At 62.5% G+C, this 24,616-nt stretch carries 20 protein-coding genes; 7 read left to right on the forward strand and 13 right to left on the reverse strand.

Annotation, left to right across the window (positions count from 1 at the left end; translation table 11 throughout):
• Nucleotides 1-49: 49 nt before the first annotated feature.
• Nucleotides 50-2,350 carry a 5-methyltetrahydropteroyltriglutamate--homocysteine S-methyltransferase gene (metE, locus tag BM194_RS03080; RefSeq protein ID WP_092843519.1) on the reverse strand — a complete coding sequence of 767 codons (2,301 nt, stop codon included), beginning with the start codon at nucleotides 2,348-2,350 and terminating at the stop codon, nucleotides 50-52.
• 132 nt (nucleotides 2,351-2,482) lie between these two features.
• Between metE and BM194_RS03085 the strand changes: the two genes are divergently transcribed.
• Nucleotides 2,483-3,397: a LysR family transcriptional regulator gene (locus BM194_RS03085; protein WP_092843521.1), complete on the forward strand. Its 915-nt coding sequence runs from the start codon at nucleotides 2,483-2,485 to the stop codon at nucleotides 3,395-3,397.
• Here BM194_RS03085 and BM194_RS03090 read toward each other — a convergent pair whose 3' ends face one another.
• From BM194_RS03090 to BM194_RS03100, 3 genes are all read right to left on the reverse strand, one after another.
• The gene (locus tag BM194_RS03090; RefSeq protein WP_092843523.1) at nucleotides 3,398-3,829 is read right to left on the reverse strand and encodes a lipocalin-like domain-containing protein; all 432 of its coding nucleotides are present in this window, start codon (nucleotides 3,827-3,829) and stop codon (nucleotides 3,398-3,400) included.
• 91 nt (nucleotides 3,830-3,920) lie between these two features.
• Nucleotides 3,921-5,546 (reverse strand): ATP-binding protein, encoded by a 1,626-nt coding sequence (locus BM194_RS03095; protein WP_092843525.1) that lies wholly within the window; start codon nucleotides 5,544-5,546, stop codon nucleotides 3,921-3,923.
• Nucleotides 5,547-5,551: 5 nt separating this feature from the next.
• A complete protein-coding gene (locus BM194_RS03100; protein WP_092843527.1) occupies nucleotides 5,552-6,268 on the reverse strand; it encodes a winged helix-turn-helix domain-containing protein in 717 nt (238 codons plus the stop codon).
• Nucleotides 6,269-6,734: 466 nt separating this feature from the next.
• On the opposite strand from BM194_RS03100, the gene BM194_RS03105 reads away from it, so the two are divergent.
• Nucleotides 6,735-9,641 (forward strand): ribonucleoside-diphosphate reductase subunit alpha, encoded by a 2,907-nt coding sequence (locus tag BM194_RS03105; protein ID WP_092843529.1) that lies wholly within the window; start codon nucleotides 6,735-6,737, stop codon nucleotides 9,639-9,641.
• Nucleotides 9,642-9,738: 97 nt separating this feature from the next.
• A complete protein-coding gene (locus tag BM194_RS03110; RefSeq protein ID WP_092843531.1) occupies nucleotides 9,739-10,977 on the forward strand; it encodes a ribonucleotide-diphosphate reductase subunit beta in 1,239 nt (412 codons plus the stop codon).
• A gap of 103 nt (nucleotides 10,978-11,080) precedes the next feature.
• Here BM194_RS03110 and BM194_RS03115 read toward each other — a convergent pair whose 3' ends face one another.
• Nucleotides 11,081-11,260, reverse strand: a complete 180-nt coding sequence (locus tag BM194_RS03115; protein ID WP_218155352.1) for a PLDc N-terminal domain-containing protein — start codon at nucleotides 11,258-11,260, stop codon at nucleotides 11,081-11,083.
• A gap of 412 nt (nucleotides 11,261-11,672) precedes the next feature.
• Here BM194_RS03115 and gnd point away from each other — a divergent pair, with 412 nt between their 5' ends.
• A complete protein-coding gene (gene gnd, locus BM194_RS03120) occupies nucleotides 11,673-12,650 on the forward strand; it encodes a phosphogluconate dehydrogenase (NAD(+)-dependent, decarboxylating) (RefSeq protein WP_092843534.1) in 978 nt (325 codons plus the stop codon).
• Nucleotides 12,651-12,695: 45 nt separating this feature from the next.
• Here gnd and BM194_RS03125 read toward each other — a convergent pair whose 3' ends face one another.
• The 5 genes from BM194_RS03125 to BM194_RS03145 all read right to left on the reverse strand — a co-directional run bounded on the left by BM194_RS03125 (nucleotide 12,696) and on the right by BM194_RS03145 (nucleotide 16,714).
• Entirely contained in the window at nucleotides 12,696-13,082 is a 387-nt protein-coding gene (locus BM194_RS03125; RefSeq protein ID WP_092843536.1) for a YidH family protein, read from the reverse strand.
• A gap of 86 nt (nucleotides 13,083-13,168) precedes the next feature.
• Nucleotides 13,169-14,350 carry a toxic anion resistance protein gene (locus BM194_RS03130; RefSeq protein ID WP_092843538.1) on the reverse strand — a complete coding sequence of 394 codons (1,182 nt, stop codon included), beginning with the start codon at nucleotides 14,348-14,350 and terminating at the stop codon, nucleotides 13,169-13,171.
• A gap of 50 nt (nucleotides 14,351-14,400) precedes the next feature.
• Entirely contained in the window at nucleotides 14,401-15,339 is a 939-nt protein-coding gene (locus BM194_RS03135) for a mitotic spindle assembly checkpoint protein MAD1 (protein WP_092843540.1), read from the reverse strand.
• 149 nt (nucleotides 15,340-15,488) lie between these two features.
• Complete coding sequence (locus BM194_RS03140; RefSeq protein ID WP_244890861.1) at nucleotides 15,489-16,265, reverse strand: PRC-barrel domain-containing protein; 777 nt, start codon at nucleotides 16,263-16,265, stop codon at nucleotides 15,489-15,491.
• Nucleotides 16,266-16,534: 269 nt separating this feature from the next.
• Nucleotides 16,535-16,714, reverse strand: a complete 180-nt coding sequence (locus BM194_RS03145; protein WP_092843542.1) for a PLDc N-terminal domain-containing protein — start codon at nucleotides 16,712-16,714, stop codon at nucleotides 16,535-16,537.
• Between the two features lie 229 nt (nucleotides 16,715-16,943).
• Between BM194_RS03145 and BM194_RS03150 the strand changes: the two genes are divergently transcribed.
• The 3 genes from BM194_RS03150 to phnP all read left to right on the forward strand — a co-directional run bounded on the left by BM194_RS03150 (nucleotide 16,944) and on the right by phnP (nucleotide 19,854).
• A complete protein-coding gene (locus BM194_RS03150; RefSeq protein ID WP_092843544.1) occupies nucleotides 16,944-17,774 on the forward strand; it encodes a PRC-barrel domain-containing protein in 831 nt (276 codons plus the stop codon).
• Nucleotides 17,775-17,855: 81 nt separating this feature from the next.
• A complete protein-coding gene (locus BM194_RS03155; protein WP_092843546.1) occupies nucleotides 17,856-19,070 on the forward strand; it encodes a zinc-dependent alcohol dehydrogenase in 1,215 nt (404 codons plus the stop codon).
• 28 nt (nucleotides 19,071-19,098) lie between these two features.
• Nucleotides 19,099-19,854, forward strand: coding sequence for a phosphonate metabolism protein PhnP (gene phnP / locus BM194_RS03160; RefSeq protein ID WP_092843548.1), 756 nt, complete (start codon nucleotides 19,099-19,101; stop codon nucleotides 19,852-19,854).
• 13 nt (nucleotides 19,855-19,867) lie between these two features.
• Here the strand turns inward: phnP and BM194_RS03165 are convergent, their stop codons facing one another.
• The 3 genes from BM194_RS03165 to BM194_RS03175 form a co-directional block, all read right to left on the reverse strand.
• Complete coding sequence (locus BM194_RS03165; protein WP_092843550.1) at nucleotides 19,868-20,395, reverse strand: retropepsin-like aspartic protease family protein; 528 nt, start codon at nucleotides 20,393-20,395, stop codon at nucleotides 19,868-19,870.
• A gap of 127 nt (nucleotides 20,396-20,522) precedes the next feature.
• Nucleotides 20,523-22,838, reverse strand: coding sequence for an ATP-dependent DNA helicase (locus tag BM194_RS03170; protein WP_218155349.1), 2,316 nt, complete (start codon nucleotides 22,836-22,838; stop codon nucleotides 20,523-20,525).
• A complete protein-coding gene (locus tag BM194_RS03175) occupies nucleotides 22,831-24,477 on the reverse strand; it encodes a VRR-NUC domain-containing protein (RefSeq protein ID WP_092843554.1) in 1,647 nt (548 codons plus the stop codon). Before BM194_RS03175 ends, BM194_RS03170 begins: the two co-directional genes overlap by 8 nt.
• Nucleotides 24,478-24,616: the final 139 nt, after the last annotated feature.

The raw sequence follows: 24,616 nt of genomic DNA on the forward strand, positions 1-24,616 counted from the left end.
GCTAATTCAACCGTTTGCCTTCCCGGTCCCGACAACCACGATGGCCGGCTCAACCATACCGACGACGCAACTCATGTGCCGCCTCGACCATGCGCCTCAAGGCGGGCTCGACCTCGGCCCAGCTACGGGTCTTGAGACCGCAGTCCGGATTGACCCACAGCCGCTCGGCGGGAATCCTCTCTGCGGCCTGTTCCATCAACGCGACCATCCACGCCACTTCGGGGGTGTTCGGCGAATGGATATCGTAGACGCCCGGCCCGATCTCGTTGGGATAGGCGAAATCTCGAAAAGCATCGAGCAGCTCCATGTCCGAACGCGACGTCTCGATGGTGATCACGTCGGCATCGAGTGCCGCGATGGAGGCAATAATGTCGTTGAACTCCGAGTAGCACATGTGGGTATGGATCTGCGTGTCGTCGCGCACGACTGACGACGTCAGCCGGAAACACTCCACTGCCCAGTCCAGGTAACGCTGCCATTCGGCCTGGCGCAACGGCAACCCTTCGCGCAGGGCCGGCTCGTCGATCTGGATGATGCCGATGCCCGCCGCCTCCAGATCGGCGACTTCATCACGCAATGCCAGGGCGATCTGCCGGCAGGTAGCCTCGCGCGACTGGTCATCGCGCACGAATGACCATTGCAGGATGGTTACCGGCCCCGTAAGCATGCCCTTCATCGGCTTGTCGGTCAGCGATTGGGCATACTCGCTCCAGCCGACCGTCATCGCCTGGGAGCGGCTGACATCGCCGAAGATCACCGGCGGCTTGACGCAACGTGAACCGTAACTCTGCACCCAGCCTTTGGCAGTGAAAGCGAACCCATCGAGCTGCTCGCCGAAGTACTCGACCATGTCGTTGCGCTCCGGCTCGCCATGCACGAACACATCCAGTCCCAGGGCCTCCTGACGCTCGACGGCAAAGGCGATCTCCTCGCGCATGCGCGTCTCGTAGGCTTCACGGTCCAACTCGCCCTGCTTGAAGGCCCGGCGTGCGGCACGAATCTCGCTGGTTTGCGGGAACGAGCCAATCGCCGTGGTCGGAAACAGCGGCAGATCGAAGCGTTCCCATTGTGCCCGGGCGCGTACCGGATATTCACTGGCCCGCTGGCTGTCGCGCGCTGTCACGGCAGCGACGCGTGCCGCGACGCCAGGCCGGTGAATGCGTGGCGAACCTCTCCGGGCATCGAATACCGCCGTGGCGTCGGCCAGGCGCGAAGCCTCCTCCGGCGTGGCGCGGCCGTCCAGCAAGCGGGCCAGCGTAGCGACTTCATCGAGTTTCTGCCGGGCGAAGGCCAGCCAGCCCTTGAGCTCCTCATCCAGGGCAGTCTCGCCGGCCAAGTCCACCGGCACGTGCAATAGCGAACAGCTCGGCGCCAGCCACAGACGATCGCCGAGGCGCATGCGAGCGTTCGCCAATGTCTCGCGCAACGTGGCGAGATCGGCGCGCCACACGTTACGGCCATCAATGACCCCCACGGAGAGCACCTTGTAAGCCGGCAGGCGATCGAGCACCCGCTCGAGCTGTGCCGGGGCGCGAACCACATCGATGTGCAGCCCCTCGACCGGCAAGCCGACCGTCAGCGCCAGATTGTCGCCCAAGTCGCCGAAGTAGGTCGCCAGCAGTAGCTTGACCGGGGCCGATTGCAGCATGTTGTAGGCCGACTCATAGGCTTGCCGCCATTCGAGAGGCAAGTCTTGCACCAGTGCCGGCTCGTCGAGCTGCACCCATTCCACCCCCTGGCTGGCCAGGCGTGTCAGGATCTCGCCGTATACCGGCAGTAAGCTGTCGAGCAATTCGAGTCGCTCGAACGTCTCGCCGCTTGCGTCGTCTCCCTTGACCTTGCCCAGCCACAACCACGACAGCGGACCGAGCAGGGCGACCTTGACGGGATGCCCGGCAGCCCGAGCCTCGTCGACTTCATCGAACAGGCGCGAGCTGGCGAGCCGGAAGTCCTGGTCGCGATACAGCTCGGGGACCAGGTAGTGATAGTTGGTATCGAAATACTTGGTCATCTCGCAGGCCGCCGCAGGTGTCCCCGTCGGGGCCCGCCCGCGTGCCATGCGGAAGGCGGTGTCGAGATCGACCTCGCCGGCGACCTGGCCGAAGCGCGGCGGCACGGCGCCGAGCAGCGCCGAGACATTGAGCACCTGATCGTAGAAGGCAAAATCGCCCACAGTAACCAGATCGAGTCCCGCATCGCGCTGATCCTGCCAGTGGCGTGCGCGCAGTTCGGCCGCGGTGGATTCCAGGGCATCCTGGGTCAGCTCGCCTTTCCAGTAGGCCTCGACGGCGTGCTTGAGTTCACGATTCGCGCCGATGCGCGGATAACCCAGTGTATGTGCCAGCGTCATCGTTATTCCTTGGCGTCTCTAGCGGATAGAATTGGCGAACAAGATCGCCGTGCGATGGGTAGGCAGTCTCACTGGCAACAGAAATTGAATCAAACTAAATTAACTAATTATTAAAATGAGCGACACTCATACATGCTCGAGCTTCGTCATCTTCGTACGCTGATTGCCTTGCGCGACGCCGGCTCGCTGGTCGAGGCCGCCGAGCGGGTTCACCTGACACAGTCGGCCCTGTCGCACCAGATCAAGGACCTGGAAGAACGCCTGGGCAGCCCGTTATTCCTGCGCAAGACCCGGCCGGTCGAATTCACCCGGGCCGGTGAGCGGCTGCTGGCGCTGGCCGAGCAGATCCTGCCTCAGGTACGCATGGCCGAGCGCGACCTGGCGCGACTGGCTGGTGACGAACAGGGTCGCCTGCACATGGCCATCGAATGTCACAGCTGCTTCCAGTGGCTGATGCCGACCATCGACCGCTTTCGCGATCACTGGCAGGAAGTGGAAGTCGACATCCCCAGCGGACACAATTTCGATCCGCTCCCGGCACTGGCTCGAGAGCAGCTCGACCTGGTGATCACCGCCGACCCCCAACCGCTGCCAGGCGTGCACTATGAGCCGTTGTTCCGTTACGAAGGGCTGCTGGCCGTGGCCAAGCAGCACCGCCTGGCCGGCAAGGCATTCGTCAGACCTGACGACCTGGCTGAAGAGACCTTGATCACCTACCCGGTGGAACACGAGCGACTGGACGTGTTCACCCAGTTTCTCGATCCTGCCGGGGTCGCCCCGCATGAGCTGCGCACCGCCGAACTCACGATCATGATGATGCAACTGGTGGCCAGCGGGCGGGGCGTATGCGCCCTGCCCAACTGGGCATTGACCGAATACCTGGAACGCGACTATGTCCGCGCTTTGCCACTGGGGGAAAATGGCGTATGGAGCACGCTGTTCGCCGCGATCCGCGAGGAACAGCGCGACCTGCCGTGGATGGAGGATTTTCTGCGTACCGCGCGGGAAACCTCGTTTGCGGTACTCGAGGGCATCAAGCCCGCCTGATCAGCGGGCCCACTCCAGCAGGGTGACATAGCCACCCTGCAGGATCTGCGGGCTGGGCTCGTCGGTAGACAGGGTCAGACGATCGCTCTCGAGCGTGACATCGCGACTCAGCCGGGCACCTTCCCAGAAGGCCAGGCTGGCCATGTCCACGTCGTGGTGCACTCGCCCCTCGTCTAGCGACCACTGTCCGGCATAGGCAAAACCGCTGCGAAAATGCAAAGCCTGGCTGGCGTCGCTTTGCAGGTCGAGCGGCGGCCGCTCGACCGACATGACCTGCACCGACATGCGCCCCGGGCGTTCCCGGTCAAGCAGGTAGATAAGCTGGCCGGCAGCGCTGCCGAGCGGTGCGACCTCCTTGCCGTCGGGCCAGCGATAGACAAAGCGTACCAGGCGCCACAGGCCGCTGAGCGCTTCGGGTGTCGTTGTTGTCATGGTATTTCCCCTACCTCCCCTGAACGATGTACGAAAGGTTGCCAAGCCAGGACAGCAACGGAACGTGTCGCCTCGGCAAGCGACCGCTACCCTAGCTGACCTTGGCCGCCGGGACGCCACCCGGCAACAGCAAACTGAAGCAGGCGCCACCCAGCGCTTCGCTATCCTCGATTACCACGCTGCCACCGTGCCAGAGCATGATCTTCTGCACGATCGACAACCCCAGGCCGTAACCGCCCGAGCGTCGGGTGCGGCTGTTGTCGAGCCTGGCGAAGGGCTTGAAGACTTCCATTCGGTCGCTCTCGGGCACCCCCGGGCCATCGTCTTCGACGTCCAGGCGCACGGCTCGGGCATCCTGGCTCAAGCGAATCCGCACCCTGGACTCGGCGTGCCGGCAGGCATTGGCCACCAGGTTCTGCAATGCCCGCTGCAGGTAACGGGGTTCGGCGATGACCTCGACATCGGCGCCGGGTTCGACATCCAGCGTAATCTGCGGATGCAAGGGAGCCAGGGTATCTACCACCCTGGCCGCCATGGCTCGACAGTCGACGCTGTCGGTCTCCAGCGTGACGCCACTGGCATTGTCGCTGCCCAGACGGGCATAGGTCAGGATCTCGTCGATCAGTTGGTCGAGTTCCTCGATATCGCTGTCGATCCCTTTCAACTGGCGCCGCACCGGCTCCTCGTCCGACATGTCATCGACCATCTGCACCGCGAAGCGAATGCGTGCCACCGGCGTGCGCAACTCGTGAGAAACCGCCCGGATCATTTCCTGCTGGGCACGCAGCAGTGACTGGACCTGAGCAGCCATACCATTGAAGGCCATGCCGAGCCGGCCCATGAAATCGCTGCTCTCGACCTTCACCCGGGTATCCAGATACCCACCGGCGATGCGCGTCGCGGCCTTCTCGAGACGCGCCATGCGCGCCTCGAGACCACGCACGACCAGATAGATGGCCGCTGCCATCATGACCAACGCCACCAGCACCAGCCCCAGCGTCAGCAAGAGCGGCATGGGATCGAAGGCGTGCAGGGGGCCAACCCGGATCCAACGCAACGAGCCATCGTTGAACATCGGCTTGAGGCGCGCATAGGCCGTTACCGTGCCCTCTTCGGCGAGCAGATGCAGTACCACGGCACCCTCGTTGAGGCGCTCGAGCTGGTTGTCGTCGAGCACATCGGGCGGTGCCGTGGCCAGCTCGACCGGCAGGGCCTGACGATCGATCAACGTCTGCAGCGGCAACTCCGGCGAGAACTTGCCTTCCAGCCAGACCCGCAGGCTGCCGACCAGGCCGCGCAACTGCTTCTCGGAGAGATGCGTCAGCGTGGCCTCGAGCAACAGGGGCTCGCCCGGCACCAGGCGCCACAGGTGCCAATCGCCCCGGCTGTCGCGCTTGACCAGCGGCCGGCCATCGTCCAGGCGGGCGCGCTGAAAATAATTGAAATCCTGCTCGTCGAGGTCATGCAGACTCAGCCGCATGTCGAGCCGCTCGCTCTGGTCGAGGAGCCAGGAGGCACGCCGCTCGGGAGCTACTTCGGCGACCAATGTGGTCAGCAGCGCCATGGGGGCATCCGCCAGGTTCTCGCGATAATATTCGCGGCGTACCTGGTCCACCATCAGGTACCCCAGCATGGCCAGGCCAAAGGTCAACACCAGCGCCAGCAGCAAGGATGCATAAACCCGAAAGAACGTGCTGTCGGCCAGGGTGCGACGCATTGCGATCAGACATCCTTAACGAAGAGATAACCCTTGCTGCGTACCGTCTTGATGCGATGCGGCTGATTGGGATCGTCACCGATCTTGGGACGAATGCGGGACACGCGCACGTCGATCGAGCGATCCTGGCCGTCGTACTTGATGCCGCGCAGCGACGAGAATATTTCCTCGCGCGTGAGCACCCGCCCGGCATTGTCGGCCAATAGCCACAGCAGATCGAACTCGGCGCTGGTCAGGTCGATGCGCTCTTCATCGAGCCAGGCTTCGCGCGTGGCGCTATCGATCACCAGGCCGCCGAAGGTCAAGCGTGCCGAACCGCTGTTGCTCTCGGCCGGATCGGTGCGACGCATCAAGGCGCGCATTCGCGCCAGCAGCACGCGCGGCTGCACCGGCTTCGGCACGTAGTCGTCGGCGCCCATTTCCAGTCCCAGCACCTGATCCATGTCATCGGTGCGCGCCGTCAACATCAGGATCGGGCCGGCATACAGCGGCCTCACGCGACGGCAGATCGACAGGCCGTCCTCGCCGGGGAGCATCAGGTCCAGGATGACAATGTCAGGTTCAAGCTCGGTGATTCGCTCGACTCCGTGAGCGCCATCCGCCTCGATGGTGACCTGGAAACCGTTGGCCTCAAGGTACTCCCGGGTCAGGTTAGCCAGACGCTCGTCATCCTCGATGATCAGTACGTGGTCCTTGTCTTTACTGTCCAAGCTGTTACCCATCCTATTTGGCAAAACATGGCATGGCTATGCCACTGATTCCCTGACAATGCTACACCTCGCTACAGGGGGTTACGAGATGGTCACTCTCAACCATAGCGGATGGGCGCGGATGATACCCGAAATCCTTCGCATTCTGTGGCTTTCCACGAAAAATCTTCGATTAGCAAACCCTGAAAAGGCCTAGCCACGCGGCCTGGACCGGCCCCCGACCTTCGCCCCCAGAAGAGCCACAAGTTACCCACAACTTGTTCACTTGCTGGCCGCCTCCAGACACACTATCTTGTGCCCCATTCGCACCAGACCACTACATGATGTGCCAACTACCAATTGCCGCACCGACTGTCAATGCCCCTCGAAACGGGCTCATGACGCGGGTTTAACGCTTTGGCAAACGCTAGTCGGCACCATCGATGGTCTCTATCACCGACTTTCGTCAATCCACTTCAAGCGAGGGATACACGGCGCCATGGAAACCACCCTTTCTCCTGACAAGACGGCTGTGAACGTGACCGCACCCGAGCGACTGCGCGTGATCAAGCGAGGCGGCGACGTGGCTGCGTTCGATCCCAGCAAGATTTCCGTGGCCATGACCAAAGCCTTCATCGCGGTCGAAGGCGACAACGCCGGTACTTCCTCGCGCATCCGTGACTTCGTGGCCCAGGCAACGGACCAGATCACCGAGGCCTTCCAGCGCCGCACGCCAGACGGCGGCACCCTGCATATCGAGGACATCCAGGACCAGGTCGAACTGGCCCTGATGCGCGCCGGGGAGCAGAAGGTCGCCCGCGCCTACGTGCTCTACCGCGAGGAGCACGCCCGCGCCCGCCAGGCCGCAGGCGGCGACATCGCCAAGCCGCACCCCACGCTCAACGTGACCCTGGCCGACGGCACCGTGCGTCCGTTGGACCTGGGCCGTGTCGAGACACTGGTGTTCGATGCCTGCGAAGGGCTGAGCAACGTCGATCCCAAGAAGATCGTCGACGACTCGCTGAAGAACCTTTATGACGGCGTGTCCATGGACGGCGTGGCTACCGCGCTGATGATGACCGCACGCACGCTGGTCGAGAAGGACCCCAACTACACCTACGTCACCGCGCGCCTGCTGCAGGACAACCTGCGCCGCGAGGCGCTCTTCTTCCTGGGTATCGCCGACGAAGCGACGTTCGGTGACATGGCCGAGTTCTACAAGCCGGCCTTCCAGGCCTACATCGCCAAGGGCATCGAGTTCGAGCAACTCGACCCGGCACTGGCCGAGTTCGACCTCGAGCGCCTGGGCGACGCGCTCGATCACACGCGCGACAACCAGTTCACCTACCTGGGCCTGCAGACGCTCTACGATCGCTATTTCATCCACCGCGACGACGTCCGTTACGAGCTGCCGCAGGTGATGTTCATGCGCGTCGCCATGGGCCTGGCGCTCAATGAGGACGACCGCGAAGCGCGCGCCATCGAGTTCTACGAGCTGCTTTCCAGCTTCGATTACATGGCCTCCACGCCGACCCTGTTCAACGCCGGTACCGTACGCAGCCAGCTGTCCAGCTGCTACCTGACCACCGTGCCCGACAACCTCGACGGCATCTACAGCGCCATCCGCGACAACGCCATGCTTTCCAAGTGGGCCGGCGGACTCGGCAACGACTGGACACCGGTGCGTGCGTTGGGCTCCTACATCAAGGGCACCAACGGCAAGAGCCAGGGCGTGGTGCCGTTCCTCAAGGTGGTCAACGATACCGCCGTGGCCGTCAACCAAGGCGGCAAGCGCAAGGGCGCGGTGTGCGCCTATCTCGAGACCTGGCACCTGGATGTCGAGGAGTTCATCGAGCTGCGCAAGAACACCGGCGACGATCGCCGTCGCACCCATGACATGAACACCGCCAACTGGGTGCCGGACCTGTTCATGAAGCGCGTGTTCGACGACAAGGACTGGACGCTGTTCTCGCCGTCCACCTGCCCGGACCTGCACGACCTTTACGGCGCCGCCTTCGAGAAGCGCTACGAGGAGTACGAGGCGATGACCTACACCGGTCAGCTCAAGCTCTTCAAGCGGGTCAAGGCCAAGGACCTGTGGCGCAAGATGCTGTCGATGCTGTTCGAGACCGGCCATCCGTGGATCACCTTCAAGGACCCGTGCAACCTGCGTAGCCCGCAACAGCACGCCGGCGTGGTTCACAGCTCGAACCTGTGCACCGAGATCACCCTCAACACCTCGATTGACGAGATCGCGGTGTGCAACCTGGGCTCGGTCAACCTGGCGCAGCATGTGGTCGACGGCGAAATCGACGCCGACAAGTTGAAGAAGACCGTACGCACCACCGTACGCATGCTCGACAACGTCATCGACATCAATTACTACGCGGTGCCGCAGGCCAGGAACTCCAACTTCAAGCACCGCCCGGTGGGGCTGGGCATCATGGGCTTCCAGGATGCGCTGTACAAGCACGGCATCGCCTACGCCTCCGAGGACGCAGTGAACTTCGCCGACCGCTCCATGGAGCTGGTCAGCTACCACGCCATCGAGGCCTCCTCGGACCTGGCCGCCGAGCGTGGCAAGTACCAGAGCTATGACGGCTCGCTGTGGAGCCAGGGCATCCTGCCGGTCGACTCCATCGAGAAGCTCAAGGCCGAGCGTGGCGCCGATTACATCGAGGTCGATACCTCCACGACCCTCGACTGGGACCGCATCCGCGACAAGGTCACCGGCCAGGGCATGCGCAACTCCAACGTGATGGCGATCGCCCCCACCGCGACGATCTCCAACATCTGCGGCGTGTCGCAGTCCATCGAGCCGACCTACCAGAACCTCTACGTGAAGTCGAACCTGTCCGGCGAGTTCACCGTGGTCAACGCCTACATGGTCAACGACCTCAAGGAGCGCGGCCTGTGGGACGAGGTCATGATCAACGACCTCAAGTACTACGACGGTTCCCTGCAGCCCATCGACCGTGTGCCGGAGGATCTCAAGGCGCGCTACGCCACCGCCTTCGAGGTCGAGCCCAAGTGGCTGGTCGAGGCGGCGGCGCGTCGCCAGAAGTGGATCGACCAGGCCCAGTCGCTGAACCTGTACATCGCCGGTGTCTCGGGCAAGAAGCTCGACGTCACTTACCGCATGGCCTGGTTCCGCGGCTTGAAGACCACCTATTACCTGCGCGCCCTGGGCGCGACCTCGGTCGAGAAGTCCACCGTCGACCGCGGCAAGCTCAACGCCGTGAGCAACGGCGGTGCCCCGGCCACCAAGCCGGATGCGGCACCCCAGGCCGAAGCTCCGCGCGAGGCGCGCGGCATCGACGACTTCCTGACCGGCAAGGGCGGCAGCGGCTCGCGCGCACCGTCGGCCGGCGAGATCGATGAGTTGGGCTGCGAAGCCTGCCAATAGGCTAACAAGCTGGCTGCGCTCGGCCAGCGCCGTAATTCCATGACTATTTCTGATCCAAGCGCAGCGCTCCGGATCACAGCAGACAAAGGTGATGCCCATGCTGAACTGGGACGATTTCCACGAAGACGAGAACGCGACCGCCCCGGCCGCCGAGAAACCGGCTCCGCAGGCCGACGCCAAGCCGGCGGCTGAGCCTGAAGCGGTGCGTGAAAGCGCCGGCACCTACAAGGTCGCCGATAACGACCGCCTGGCACGGGCCCGCAAGGCCCTCGACGAACTTGACGTCGCGGCCGGTCTCGAAGAACTCGAGATGGGCGCGGCGCGCATCGAGGTCGACGACAAGCAGATGATCAATGCCCGCGCCGACCTCAACCAGCTCGTGCCCTTCAAGTACGAGTGGGCGTGGCAGAAATACCTGGACGGCAGCGCCAACCACTGGATGCCCCAGGAAGTGAACATGAATGCCGACATCGCCCTGTGGAAAAGCCAGGATGGCCTGACACCGGACGAGCGTCGCATCGTCGAGCGTTCATTGGGCTACTTCTCGACGGCCGACTCGCTGGTCGCCAACAACCTGGTGCTGGCGCTCTACCGCCTGATCACCAACCCCGAGTGCCGCCAGTACCTGCTGCGCCAGGCTTTCGAGGAAGCGATCCACACCCACGCCTACCAGTACTGCGTCGAGTCGCTGGGCATGGACGAGGGCGAAGTCTTCAACATGTACCGCGAAGTCCCCTCGGTCGCCGCCAAGTCTGCCTGGAGCCTCAAGCACACCCAGTCGCTGGCGCGTCCGGACTTCCAGACCGGCACCCCGGAGACCGATCAGGAACTGCTGCGCAACCTGGTGGCGTTCTACTGCGTTACTGAAGGCATCTTCTTCTATTGCGGCTTCAGCCAGATCCTGTCCATGGGCCGGCGCAACAAGATGACCGGCGTCGCCGAGCAGTTCCAGTACATCCTGCGCGACGAGTCCATGCACCTGAACTTCGGCATCGACATGATCAACCAGATCAAGATCGAGAACCCGCACCTGTGGACGCCGGAATTCCAGGACGAAGTGACCCAGATGATCATCGAGGGCACCGAACTCGAGATCGCCTACGCGCGCGACACCATGCCGCGCGGGGTACTGGGCATGAACGCCGCGATCATGGAGGAATACCTGCACTTCATCTGCAACCGCCGCCTGGCGCAGATCGGACTGAAGGAGCAATACCCCGGCGCGCAGAACCCCTTCCCGTGGATGAGCGAGATCATCGACCTGCGCAAGGAGAAGAACTTCTTCGAGACGCGCGTCACCGAGTATCAGGTCGGCGGTGCGCTGAGCTGGGATTGATTTATAAAAAGCCTAGCCTCACCCGTAAACGAGCAAGACTAGGCTTTTGCAAAGGGCAGGCCTCATTTGCCTGCCCCCTATCTTCGTCTTATCGAAGAACTCGCTATCCCTTAGGCCCGAACAATAACCACGCAATAAGGCCTATCAACGGGAAGAAAATGAGCACGAGTACCCAGATAACCTTGGCCAAGGTACTGGCGCCGCTTTTCGCCACTTTGACAATGGCCCAGATAACGATGATCAGCCAGATCAGACTCAGCAGACCACCAAAGACATTACCCAAACTACCGAACAGACTATCCATATTTCCCTCCTTGGTGAATCGTTCCCCCTGTTGCTCTCGAACCATAACCAAGCAACCAGCCTAGCCAGAGAGAACATCGGCAGCCCGGTGATCCGGACCACCTTGGCAAGCGTACTTGCCACACTTTTGGTGGCCTTGACGATGATCTCAAGATATTAGAGTTAGCCAGATCAGGTCCAGCCAAGCCACTTATTTAAGTATCCATGCCCGCATAGTGAAATGAAAAGTTTAGCTCATTCGCAAGTCGCATAGATCAACGCCACCGCAGCCAGGATGGCGTTGTACAGTGCATGGCCCGATAACCTCGGCACGCTCAAATTGGCCGTCGGTCATAGTAAAAGCTACCTGCCGACGCTAGCCTTAGTGCCACGAATCAGCAAAGGATTAAAGCATGCAACTCGGTATCATCGGACTCGGTCGCATGGGGGGCAATATCGCTCGCCGCTTAATGCGTGACGGTCACGAGGTCGTCGCCTACGACCGCAGCCACGAGACGGCCGTCGCGCTAACCGACGACGGTGCCACTCACGCCACAAGTCTCGAAGCGATGGTGGCAAGCCTTGCTCCGCCGCGTGCCGTGTGGGTGATGCTGCCCGCCGGCGCCCCGACCGAGGACACCATCGCCGCCCTGGGCGAGCTGATGGAGGCGGACGACATCATCATCGACGGCGGCAATACCTTCTACAAGGACGATATTCGGCGCGCCAAGGCGCTGCGCGAGAAGGGAATGCACTACGCCGATGTCGGTACCTCCGGCGGCGTGTGGGGGCTGGAGCGTGGCTACTGCATGATGGTGGGCGCCGAAAACGAAACCTTCGAGCGCCTCGAGCCGCTGCTCAAGTCCTTGGCACCCGGCTACGGCGATCTCGAGCGCACGCGCGGCCGCAACGCCCCCGATGACCGCGCCGAGCAGGGCTATATTCACGCCGGCCCGGTGGGCGCAGGGCATTACGTCAAGATGATCCACAACGGCATCGAGTACGGCCTGATGCAGGCCTATGCCGAAGGCTTCGACCTGATGAAGACCAAGTCGTCGCCCGACCTGCCGGAAGACGAGCGTTTCGATCTCAACCTGGCCGATATCGCCGAAGTCTGGCGGCGCGGCAGCGTCGTCTCGTCATGGCTGCTGGATTTGACCGCCCAGGCACTGGCTGGCGATGCGCGACTGGACAATTATACCGGCGCGGTGGCCGACAGTGGTGAGGGCCGCTGGACCATCGACGCTGCCGTCGAGCAGGGCGTGCCGACCCCGGTGCTGGCTAGCGCGCTGTTCGCGCGTTTTCGCTCGCGCCAGGAAAACACCTATGCCGACCGCCTGCTGTCGGCGATGCGCTTCGGCTTCGGCGGCCACGTCGAGCCGCCCAAGTAACCAGGTACGCCCTGGTCATGCCTTGCGGCATGGGCCGGGGCGCTTTCACTGCCCGTTCATCTGCCAAAGGGCCAGCAGGGCGAACAGCGACGCCATCGTCAGCATGGCGCTCAGTCCAGCGCTCATCGGGAATGGCAAGTGCGGAATTTCCGAGCGCGGCAGCCACTTCTGCAACTGGCGGAGCCGCCAGGTGGCGATCAAGAAGCAGAAGATGCTGAACGCGATCAGCAGAAAGGTGATGATCCGGGTTTCCCAGTCGTTGAGCACGTCGGCCATGAAACGCATGACCGCAAGCCCGGCAATCAGTGCAGCGCAACCGGTACGCAGCCACGATGCATAGGTACGCTCGCTGGCCAGCACGGTCTGGTCTGAAGCGAGCTGTACCGTCTTGGAGGCTTCCTTGACGGTATCGGTGTCCGTTTTCTGAGTCATGACCTCCGCATTCCTTCTATCGCTTTGCCTTGTGTCGTCAGGCATCCTGCCGCTTAACTCAGAGTAATCCTAATTGAAATAACGCTTTATACGGCACCCTGCGTCTGCGCGTCGTTACCCTTGTCCAGCCGATCGATGGCCTCGTCGCCACGCCGTGCCAGGGTATCCAGGCGATCGATCTGGGCATCCAGCTTGGGCAGAGCTTCACGACGATAGCGGGACACATCGTCGATGGCCGCCAGCACGTCCTGAAAGGCCTGCTCGAGTTTCTGCATGTCGAGCATCGCCGAGGACGAGCGGTTCTGGATGTCCACGCCCTGTCCGCGCAGCGCCTTGGCAGTGCCGGCGATCATGTCGGAGGTCGCGGTATTGATGGCCTCGACTCGATCGAGTACCAGCCGCTGGTTGGCCAGGGCCAAGGCCACCGTCACCGCCACCGACAGCGCCGAGACGGTCACGTTGATGGCCCGGTCGACACCGCGGATCAGCTCGCGATTGTTGCGGATGACCACCTCGAGCGCCAGCACGCCCTGCTGGCTGACGGTCAGTTGCTGCTGGAGATCGACGATACGCTGGCGCAGCGGAAACAGCAGCTCCTCCTCGATGAAGGCGCGCTGCGGATCATTAGCGTCGAGTACCTCGCTGCGCCATGTCAGGCGCTCGTCGATCATGCGCCCCAGTTCGATCTGGTGGTGCAACTGCTCCAGGGTATCGCGCAGGGCGTCCTGATCGTCGCTGAGCGTCAGGTTGTCCCGACGCAACATGTCACGTCCACCCTCGAGTTCCTGGATAATTGCATCCAGGGCCTGCTGGGCGCTCTCATACTTGCGGAAATAGCGCTGAAGACTGCTGCCGACGCCGGGAATGCGCGCCAGCACGCGGTCGAACCCGCCCCGCGACAGTGAATGCCGGTTGGGATCGAGGTCCTGCATGCGCCCGCGCAGGTTGGTCAGTGCCTGGGCGACCGGGCCACCCTCGTCACCCTGATGAGCGAGCTTGCGCATGGGGGTCTTGAGCATCTCGCTCTGGTGGGCAGCCTTGCGCTGCACTTCGGCGCCCATCTCGTCCACGGCGCGCCGTTGCGCTTCCGCCGAGGCCCCGGCACCCTCCTGGGCCAGCAACTCGTCGACGAAGGCATCGGCCCGGGCCGCCAGTTCGGCGGCCTCATCGGGGCCGGTGTCTGGATCGTGGTCCAGTTGCTGCTCGATCTGCTCGACCGGCGGCAGGGCCAGCGGTTGGTCGGGGCGGTGTTGCCGCGCATCACTCATCGGTTCGCTCCCCTGTTGCCGATGTCTTGATTCGGTGCAGGCCAACGGCCTCACGCATTGCGCCCATAGCGCCCTGCCCGCTCGACGAAACGCTGCAGGTCATAGAGCGCCTGATCGGTATCGACCGACGCCTGGGGCCGCCCGGTATCGATGCGTGCCATGGCGACGGCGGTATTGTCCAAGGCGGTCAATGCCTTCTCGTTACGGGCACTTAGATCGCTCAGGTGACGTTCGGTTTCCTCGACCAGGGCCAGGCGTCGCTCTAGCGCAGTGCGCTCTTCCTCTGCCAGCGGAATGCCCCTGGCCAGCCGATGCCGGGCATAGTCACTGTCGACACCGGCCACGCTGCTGGCTTGCGATGCCATGGTCGTCAGGTTGTCCACCGCGCCGTAGCACACTTCACCGATCAGGGTGCGCGAGCGCTCATAGGCCAGTTCACTGCTGTCGAAGCGTGCCTGCAGGACTTCCTGGACGCGGGAGTAGCGGCTATAGAGCCGATCGGCCTGCACGGCGATATCCGGACGGTGGGCGTCCAGCAGTTGCTGCTTGGCGCGGCACAGGGCCAGCACGACCTGGTCGGCATCCGCCGGAGGGTTTGCCGGATCGAGCGTCACCTGCCCCGCTTCCTGGGCCTTGCGCTGTTCCTCCGCCTGGCGCCGTGCCGTCTCGGCGGCCATGCGCGATGCACGCCGGCGCTGCTTGACGCCCTTCCACCAGCGCCGCAGCCGGCTCTCGACGGGGAGTTCGACGGCGACCGCCACCAGCCCCGCCAACCAGCCCCACAGCGACGGGCCGAACCCGCCCCACAGCGAGGTCAGCCACAGCAGGAGTGCAATGAACGGCACCACCAGCCAGTAACGCACCACGACCTGCAGGCGTGAGGGAAACTCGGTGGGGATGGCATGGCGCGGGCTGACCATGCCAATGACAAACCAGGGCAGGCAGGAGAGAAACAACCCGTAGGCCAACCCTTGAAGAAATTCGAGCATACGCGACGAGGCCTGCTGTCTTGAGAAATCCTGATTGTAGAGAAACCGATGGAGCAACATAAGTGGTCAGCCCAAACCACGAAAAAGGGAGGAGCTTTCGCCCCTCCCTTGTCATGATGCTTATGGTGCAAACTATTACGTTAGCCGTATCAGTTATCCCACAGACCGTTGTACTGCTCGTAATCAAAGGCATCCATATTGCCGATTTCGTTTTCCTCATAGGGCAACGAATAGGTCGTGTAGCCCGGCGCCCAGCCATGGCCGTAACCATAGAAGGGATAGGCATAGGGACCACCGCCATAAGCACTATCGGACTCGACCACCACTGCCTGGATCTTACCGTCCTTGTTGAACAGCACGTTGTCGACGTAACCATAGCCGACACCTTCACCCACGCTGGCATAGTCATCCAGCAGTTCGGTCAGCTTCCAGACGCGATTGCCGGTAGCGATATCGTCATCGACCTGCTGGGTCTGGGAGAGATCCTGCTTGGTGATGTATTCAGAATCGAACAGGCCGTATTCGTCGGCGTTGTCCTCATTGATAGGAATCTGTACACCGTCATCGGTCAATTGCACTTCTTCCCAAGGCACCAGTACGTGGGTGTCACCGATATCCCAGAAGCCACCCACTTGAGCAATGATTGCAGCAATCTGGTTTTGCTCGGTGATCAGCACGTTCTCGACACTGCCGATTTCTTCGCCGGACTCGCCGAACACCTCGGTATCCATCAGGTTATCCGCAGTAACGCCGCCTTGCTGATAAAGCTCATCGTAGTTCCAGTCGCTAAGCGCCACGATCGGCTGATTCTGCCCTTGAGCGCTGGACTGCGATTGGTTGCTGTCGTTCTGTGCCTGAGCCTGAGACACACCCATGGCTGCAGATACGGCAAGTGCGATGAGAGAAACATTACGTTGGAAATGCATACAACCTCCTTTTCGCTGCATTCACAGGCAACTTAGAAAAGCCCTCCTGTTCTGTAAAGCGATCTGCCCGACTTTGCTGTTACCTTCAGTAACTTATTAACTGGCTAATAATCTCAATAACTTAGACGCTGGCCATGCCCCACTCCGACGCCTGGGCTATAACAGCGCTGCCCGACAAGGTCAAGCGCGATAGAAAATACCCCCGCCATCCTTGACGGGGGTATACCGAGTTACACGGAATGCCAGGTTACACCCTGGACGTAGGGTTGCTATCCCTTGGGGCCGAAGATCAGCCAGACAATGAAGCCGATCAACGGAAAGATCAGCAGGGCGAGAATCCACAGCACCTTGGCCAGCCCGCTGGCCGAACTCTTCGCCACCTTGACGATGGCCCAGATAATGATGATGAGCCAGATCAACCCCAGAATGCCGCCGACTTCGATATCCATTCGCCAGACTCCTTTGCGTGGAAGTTACCGCCTTGTATGTGCCTCTCATGCTTAGCATAAACCGACGAAAATCAACAATTCCGGACGCAAGAGCGCGCCTGAAACACCAAAGCTGACATTGGGAAAGGCATTGTTTCCGAGCTCAACAAGATGACACGACTAGGTGCCGGTGGAGGCGACATTTCTGACTACGGTGTAACTACATGGCAGTGAAAAGGAGGTGACTGACATGACATATCGCAACGCTACCAGCGCACTGGCACTGGCTATCGCATCGGCACTGGCCATGTCCCAGGTTCAGGCGCAGCACAACGCCGATTGGCGCAGCCAGAATCAGGACCAGCAAGGTCAGCAGCAGTCTCAGCAGCGGGCCACTCAAGGGCTTCAGGTAAAACCGCTGGGTCAATGGGACCAGAATGCGGTCTACGAACAGGGCCAATTCCTCGGCGAGAACCTGCTCGATCAGGATGTGCTCGGCCAGAATGGCGAGGATATCGGCGACATCAGCAATGCCGTGCTCAACGAGCAGAACAAGATCATCGCCCTGATCGCCGAGGTCGGGGGCTTCTGGGACATGGGCGATACCCATGTGATCGTGCCTTGGGAGCAGGCACGCTTCACCCGCAACGGTGTGCATCTGCCCATCAACGAAGACAACCTCGAGCAGTATCAGCTTTACGGCGAGAACTCGGTGGTCAAGAAGCAGGCCTTCCAGAAGAAGGCCATCATCGAGGACGATGCCGACACCGGACAGCGCACCTGGAAGCTGACCGACCTGATCAATGATTACTCCAACCTGAGCAATGGCGCCGCTTACGGTTACGTCAACAATGCCGTGTTCGCCAAGGATGGGCAATTGCTGGCGGTCATTGTGGTGCCCTCCGGCGTCGTCGGTCGCGGTGGTCCCATGGCCTATCCCTTCTATGGCTACGAGTCCGGCTGGGCCCCTGGCGACAGCACGTTCGAGGTGCCCTATTCGGATCAGGAGAGAAGCCAGTTGTCACCTTTCGACTTCCAGCGGTTCCAGGGATTCTGGAGCGGTCAGGACAATCGCAACTGAGCCCACCGTGACATGCCGCACAGCCCCGGCAATGGTTTGCCGGGGCTTCAGTTTCATATCAGCGATTCAGGAGGAATCAGCATGAAGGCCATCGTCTACCATGGAATCGGTGACATTCGGCTCGACGACGTTCCCGAGCCGAAAATCGAGGAACCTACCGACGCTATCGTGCGTCTCACGGCGTCCGCCATCTGCGGGACCGACCTGCACTTCATTCGCGGTACCTTTTCGGACATGCAGGAAGGTACCATCCTCGGCCATGAAGGGGTCGGCATCGTCGAGGCTGTAGGCGATGACGTCCGCAACCTGAACATCGGCGACCGGGTGGTGATTCCCTCTACCATCGCCTGTGGCACCTGCAGCTACTGCCGGGCCGGCTACTTTTCCCAGTGCGATGTCGCCAACCCCAACGGCAAGCAGGCTGGCACATCCTTCTACGGCGGCCCCAAGCCCACCGGCCCCTTCCATGGATTGCAGGCGGAAAAGGCGCGCATCCCGTTCGCCAACGTGGGATTGGTCAAGTTGCCCGACGCCATCAGCGATGATCAGGCCATCGCCATGTCGGACATCTTTCCCACCGCTTACTTCGGTGCCGTGGAAGCCGAGATTTCCGACGGGGATACCGTCGCCGTGTACGGCTGTGGCCCGGTCGGCCTGTTTGCGGTCGCCAGTGCCAAACTGCTCGGTGCCGGGCGCGTGTTCGCCATCGACGGAAAGGAAGATCGTCTCGCCAAGGCCCGCGAGCTGGGTGCCGAGACCATCAATTTCGAGCGCGAGAATCCGGTCGAGACCCTGCAACGCCTGACTGGCGGCATCGGCGCGGACCGCGCCATCGATGCCGTTGGCGTCGATGCACAGCATGCCCACCATGGCGCCGCGGCTCAGGAAGAACAGAGCCAGGCCCAGGAGCAGGAATCCCGGGACAACGCGCCCCAGGCCAATCCCTCAGGCGACCTGTGGCAGCCCGGCGACGGACCGAGCCAGGCGCTGCAATGGGCCGTAGAAGGCCTGGCCAAGGCCGGCACCCTGTCGATCATCGGCGTCTATCCGCCCGACTTCCGGGCCTTCCCGATCGGCATGGCGATGAACCGTAACCTGACGATGCGCATGGGCAACTGCCCGCATCGCAAGTACATTCCCAAGCTGATCGAGCTGACCCTGGCAGGCAAGATCGATCCGGCCAAGCTACTGACCCAGAGCCAGAAGATGCCTGATGCCTTGAGCGCCTTCGAGGCGTTCGACCGCCGTGAGAACGGCTGGATCAAGGTCGAACTCTTACCGCAGGCGGGCTCTTGATCCGGTACTGCATCAAGGACAGTCAGCCATGAAGTTTCGTTTGACAGGCACCGGAAACAGCGCTCAGGTTCCCTGCTTTGGATGCCGGTGTCCCGCCTGTGAGCGGGCCCGGTCGCGCCCCGAGCATCGCCGGGCCCCCTGTGGTGCCGAGATTCATGTGGCAGGCCAGCGGTACCTGATCGATGCCGGACGCCAGGATCTTGTGGAAACTTGCGAGTTCCAGCGTCCGGCAGCGTTCCTGATGACGCATTACCATGCCGACCATGCGCAGGCGCTGATGCGCCTGCGCTGGGGCAAGGGCCCTGCCATTCCTGTCCATGGCCCGCGCACCAGCAAGGGATTCGATGACCTGTTCGCCAAGCCTGGCCTGCTCGAGTTCCAGGCCGGTCTCGAGCCCTTCCAGTTGCTCCAGTTCGACGATGGGCTGGCAGTGGTTCCCGTACCGCTCAATCACAGCCTTCCCACCATAGGCTACTGTATGGAAGGTGACTCACGACGCTTGGCGTATCTCACCGATACCCAGGAATTGCCGGTCGAAACCAACCGGTTCCTGCTTTCCTGGCAACCGGACGTGGTCATCCTGGACGCCACGTTGCCTCCTGGCGCCGCGCCCGGCAACCACAATACGGTGCCCCAGGCACTGGCCATCATCGAACGCCTGGACCCCGCCGAGGCCTGGCTGACGCATCTCAGTCATGAGGTGGATGAGTTGGCCATGCAAGGCAACCTGCCGTTGCCGAGTACCACACGCCTGGCCTATGACGGGCTGTGGCTGGAAATATAAGTGCTGAAGGTTATTACAATGGCTGCGCTGGGCTCAGTGTCATCTGCGTGCCCCGAATCTGGATGTCGAAGCGGTGCAGGAAGCTCATCCCCAGCAATACGGTGTCGCCATGCATTCCCGGGTTGATCGAGCCTCGCACGTCGTGGGCGTTCACCCCACCCAGCCCGACCTGATCGAGCATGGTCAGGTAACCGCGGGCGCGGCCGTTGGCGGTGAAGAAGTCGGCGCTGGCGCCTGGTTCGAGCCCCAGGCGCTCGGCCAGGTTACCGGGCACTGCCACCAGGCTCGCCCCGGTATCCAGCAGGAACCTGACCGGCTCGCCGTTGATATGGCCAGGCGCCACGAAATGGCCCGAGGCATTGCGCTGCAGGGTGATTGGCAGGTTAGCCTCGCCAGTGGTGGTGGCCATGTTGGCATTGGGGTACTGGCGCGTTTCGATCAGGCGCTCGAACCACCACACGCCCAAGGCCATGAGCAGTAGCCAGAACACCAGCATCATGCCCAGGCCGATGCGCCGCAGCGCTTTGTCTTCCGAGTTCATCTCTGCGTAACCCGGCAGGCGTTGCCGGTCCTTTTCTATTAATTGATGGTCATCGCAGCAGGGCAGCCTCGAATGACAGCCCAAGGTCTCCGAAGCATGGCTGGGGTGTGGCGTCAGCGCCAGTGTTCTACCGTGACGAAGGTACGGCCGACCACCAACCAGGCAACAGCCGACGGATTCGCGGCTGCGCGAAGCGGTCGTCGATCAGCGTGATCACGCCACGGTCCTGCTCGGTGCGTATCACCCGCCCCGCCGCCTGGATCACCTTCTGCAGGCCAGGATAGAGGTAGGCGTACTCGTAGCCGGCCCCGAACTGCGCGGCCAGGCGCTGGCGGAACTGCTCATTGACGGGGTTGAGCTGGGGCAGCCCCAGCGTGGCAATGAACGCACCGATCAGACGGTCGCCGGGCAGGTCGATCCCTTCGCCGAACGCTCCGCCGAGCACGGCAAAACCGATCCCCTGCCCCTGCGCGGTGAAGCGCTCGAGAAAGCCCTGGCGTGCCGCTTCGTCCATGCGCCGCGCCTGCTGCCAGCAGGGGATCTCGGGATAGCGGGCCTGGAAACGCTCGGCGACCTGATCGAGATACTCGAAACTGCTGAGAAAGACCAGGTAATTGCCGGGCAGCGCCGTGTACTGCCGGGCGATGAGTTCGGTAATCGGCTCGAGCGAGGTGGCCCGGTCGGCGTAGCGCGTCGACACGTGGTCGATGATTTTCAGCGTCACCTGCTCGCTGGAAAAGGGTGATGGGGTTTCCATCCACACGCTCTGCGCCGGCAGGCCCAGCAGGTCACGGTAGTAGAGTTCCGGGCTGAATGTGGCCGAGAACAGCACGCTGGAGTGGCTCGCCTCGAAGCGAGGCGCCAGGAACCCGGCCGGCACGACGTTGCGCAGGCACAGCGTCGACAGGCGACTGCCACGCCGCCCTGAACGCAGGGAAAGATCGCACAGCGAGTGACTGCCGAAGGTCTCGGCGATCCGGCAGAGCTGCATTGCCTCGAAGTAGAACGTCTGCAATGCACCATCGAGCCCGTCGGGCTGTTCTGCAAGATAGTCGGTGATCGCGGCAACGGCCTGCTGCAACGCCGTGAGCAGCTTGGTGGGCGGTTCCGCCAGCACTCGATAGCCGTTGTCACGGGATGGGGTTGCGTCGGCATCCTGTCCCGCCTGCTCGCCATTCAGGACGCGCCATTGGCGATCAACCCGGGTCAGCGCCTTGTTCAAGGCCGACGGAGCCTCCCGGCTGACCGCCTTGACCGCGGCCTGGTCGAGTTGCGCGGTGTACATGCCCCGCGCACGCTCCACCAGGTTGTGCGCTTCGTCCACCAGCACACCGACCCGCCACTGGTTGGCGACGGTCAATGCGTAGAGCATGGCATGGACGTCGAAATAGTAGTGGTAGTCGCCGATGACGACATCGCTCCAGCGCGCCATCTCCTGGCCCAGATAGTACGGACAGATGCCGTGAGCCAGCGCCACATCGCGCAGTTCCGTCCGATCGAGTGTACCGCACTCGATCGCCGCCTGGCGTGCCTCGGGCAGGCGATCGTAGAAGCCGCTGGCCAACGGGCAGGAGTCGCCGTGGCAGGCCTTGTCCGGGTGTTCGCAGGCCTTGTCACGGGCGGTCAGCTCCAGGACACGCAGCGGCACGCCTGTTTGGTCCGGCTGGGGAGCAGTCAGGGTACTCAGCCCCTGCAGGGCCAGTTGACGTCCCGGTGTCTTGGCCGCCAGAAAGAACACCCGATCGAGCCCTTGACCGGGCATGGCCTTGAGCAGCGGGAACAGCGTACCCAAGGTCTTGCCGATGCCGGTGGGCGCCTGGGCCATCAGGCAGCGTCCGGTGCTGGCGGCCTTGTAGACCGTCTCGGCCAGTACTCGCTGGCCACTGCGAAAGGTCGGGTACGGAAAGCGCAACTCGCCGAGGGCCTCATCCCGGGCCTGACGGTGCTCTCGCTCCTGCCCGGCCCAGGCCAGAAAGCGCTGGCACTGGTCGAGGAAAAACACCTCCAGCGAATCAGCCTCATGCAATTCACTGAGGAGATGCTCGCGCTGCGTGACGACATCAAAGTAGACCAGTGCCAGGCGAATTTCCGACAGCTTGCGCTCACGGCACAACAGCGCCCCGTAGACCTTGGCCTGGGCCCAGTGCAATGCACGGTGGTTGGCCGGCATGCGTTCGAGGTCGCCACGGAAGGTCTTGACCTCCTCGAGCTGGTTGCGCCCGGGATCGTAACCGTCGGCCCGGCCACGCACGCGTAGCTGGCCGACTTCTTCACTCAGGGCGATTTCCCGCTCGTAATCCGCGCTCCGTCGCGAGGCCACCACGGCATGGCCCGCCATGCCCTCCAGAGCAGATGGCGACGGCGTGAAACGCAGGTCGAGATCGCCCGCCTTGGCCGTGAATTCGCACAAGGTGCGCACCGCCACGCTGTAGCCTTCAACCATGATCCCGCCATTGCACATAGCAGACCGCGACCGGCATGGCGTGACGGGCACAGAATTCCAGCCAGCGCTTCTGGTTGTCCTGCAGGCGGTCGCCCGGGCCCTTCACTTCGATCATTCGGTAACGACTTTCCTCCGGCCAGAATTGGATCAGGTCCGGCATTCCGGCGCGGTTGGCAGCGATATCCTCGAGCAGACGTTCGAACCACAGTCGCAGATGCGCGGGCGGGAAACAGGCCAGCGCCCGCTCGAGCAACGTGTCGTCGAGCGCTTCCCAATGCACGAAGGGAGACACGATACCCCGCTTGGCCTGGTAATTGGCCAGGATCGTGTCGCGATATCCCGCCCCGTCGAGCTTGCCCAGGCAGGCATCGAATAGCGCCTGGCGCCGCGTCGTGAAATCGGCACGCAACAGATCCACGGGCCCGCTGTGAAACGGATGGAAAAAAGCCCCGGGTAGCGGTGCGAAGATTGCCTCCCAGCACAGCAGCCCGAACAGCGCGGTGATCAGGGTGTTCTCGACATAATGCACTGGAGCAGAGGCATCGTGCAGGGCATCGCGTGCCGCGAGTTCCACCGGGGCACGGCAGGCATGGCGATCCAGCGCCAGGTCGATGCGTTGGACGTCTGTCGCAGGACGGCGCGTCGGGCGGGGGAGCCCCAGCTTGCGGTGCAGGCGGGGCATCAGGCGTTCGAGATGCTGCGCCTCGGCCGCGCTCTCCGGCGCAAGCTCGGCCTCACGCGCCAGCGCCAGGGCTTCCTCGAATCGCTCGCGACGCTCCAGTACGCGCAGATGCCGCACACGTGCCCCGGGATGTGTGCAATCGGCATAGATGCACTGCGCCTGGGCCAGCTCGCCCTGACGCTCACAGGCCTGGCCCAGGCGGAACAGCAGCTTGGCGCGCCGCGATTCCAGCCATCGGTTGTCATAAGCCCCGGGCAGCACGGCCAGGATATTGGCTATCGGTTCGTCGGCCTCGAAGCGCTCGCGACAGGCATGGAGATGAAGATAGGCCTCGATGTCGTCGCGGCAGCGAAAGGCCCGCGACTCGGGGCTGAACGCCACCTGCTCGTACCGGTAGACCCCCAGGTCGGCCAGCACGAATTCGGACCAGTCCTGGCGCAGGTTGCCGAAGAACATCAGGCGCAGGCAGTCGCAAATTGCCATGAAGCGTAGCATATAGACCTGATCATCACTGTGTGGACACCACTGCGTGAAACCGCGTGGCTCTCCTGCCTCCGCCTGTAGCCGCTCGACAAGTTCGGGCTTGCGCAGGCCAGCTTCAGGCTGATGGTGACGAAAGGCAGCGACGATTTCCGCCTTGGTCAACAGCCCACAGAGCTCCCCGAAAGCGAGCTCGGCATCGGCCTCCACCCAGCCGGCAGCCAGCAATGGCTCAGCGGCCGCGCGGCTATCGCCGATCTCGGCGTAGTTCAGCTTGCTGGCTCGAAACAGGGTGCCCTTGCGCATGATCATGCGCACCAGCAATGCCCGTGCCGGTTCGGGCAGGCTGGGAAAGGTCTCGATGAACTCCCGTTCCTCGGCAGTGAGCAGGTCATGGTAGCGTTCGTTGACCCAGCTCAGTACCGCCTGGAAGTTCTTCAGATAATAAAGAGGATCGTCACGCGAGTTTGCTATCATCGGCGATTACGAATACTGTTCATCCATACATGATAACAACCGCCAAGCGCGCCGGGAACCCGATGTCTTATCTTCTCCTGTTGCCTCCTTGCGACAAAAGTATAGGCATACCCCACCCTCCAAGGTGAACTATGTTACG

Origin of the sequence: Modicisalibacter xianhensis (assembly GCF_900113605.1) — a bacterium.
Lineage (GTDB): Bacteria > Pseudomonadota > Gammaproteobacteria > Pseudomonadales > Halomonadaceae > Modicisalibacter > Modicisalibacter xianhensis.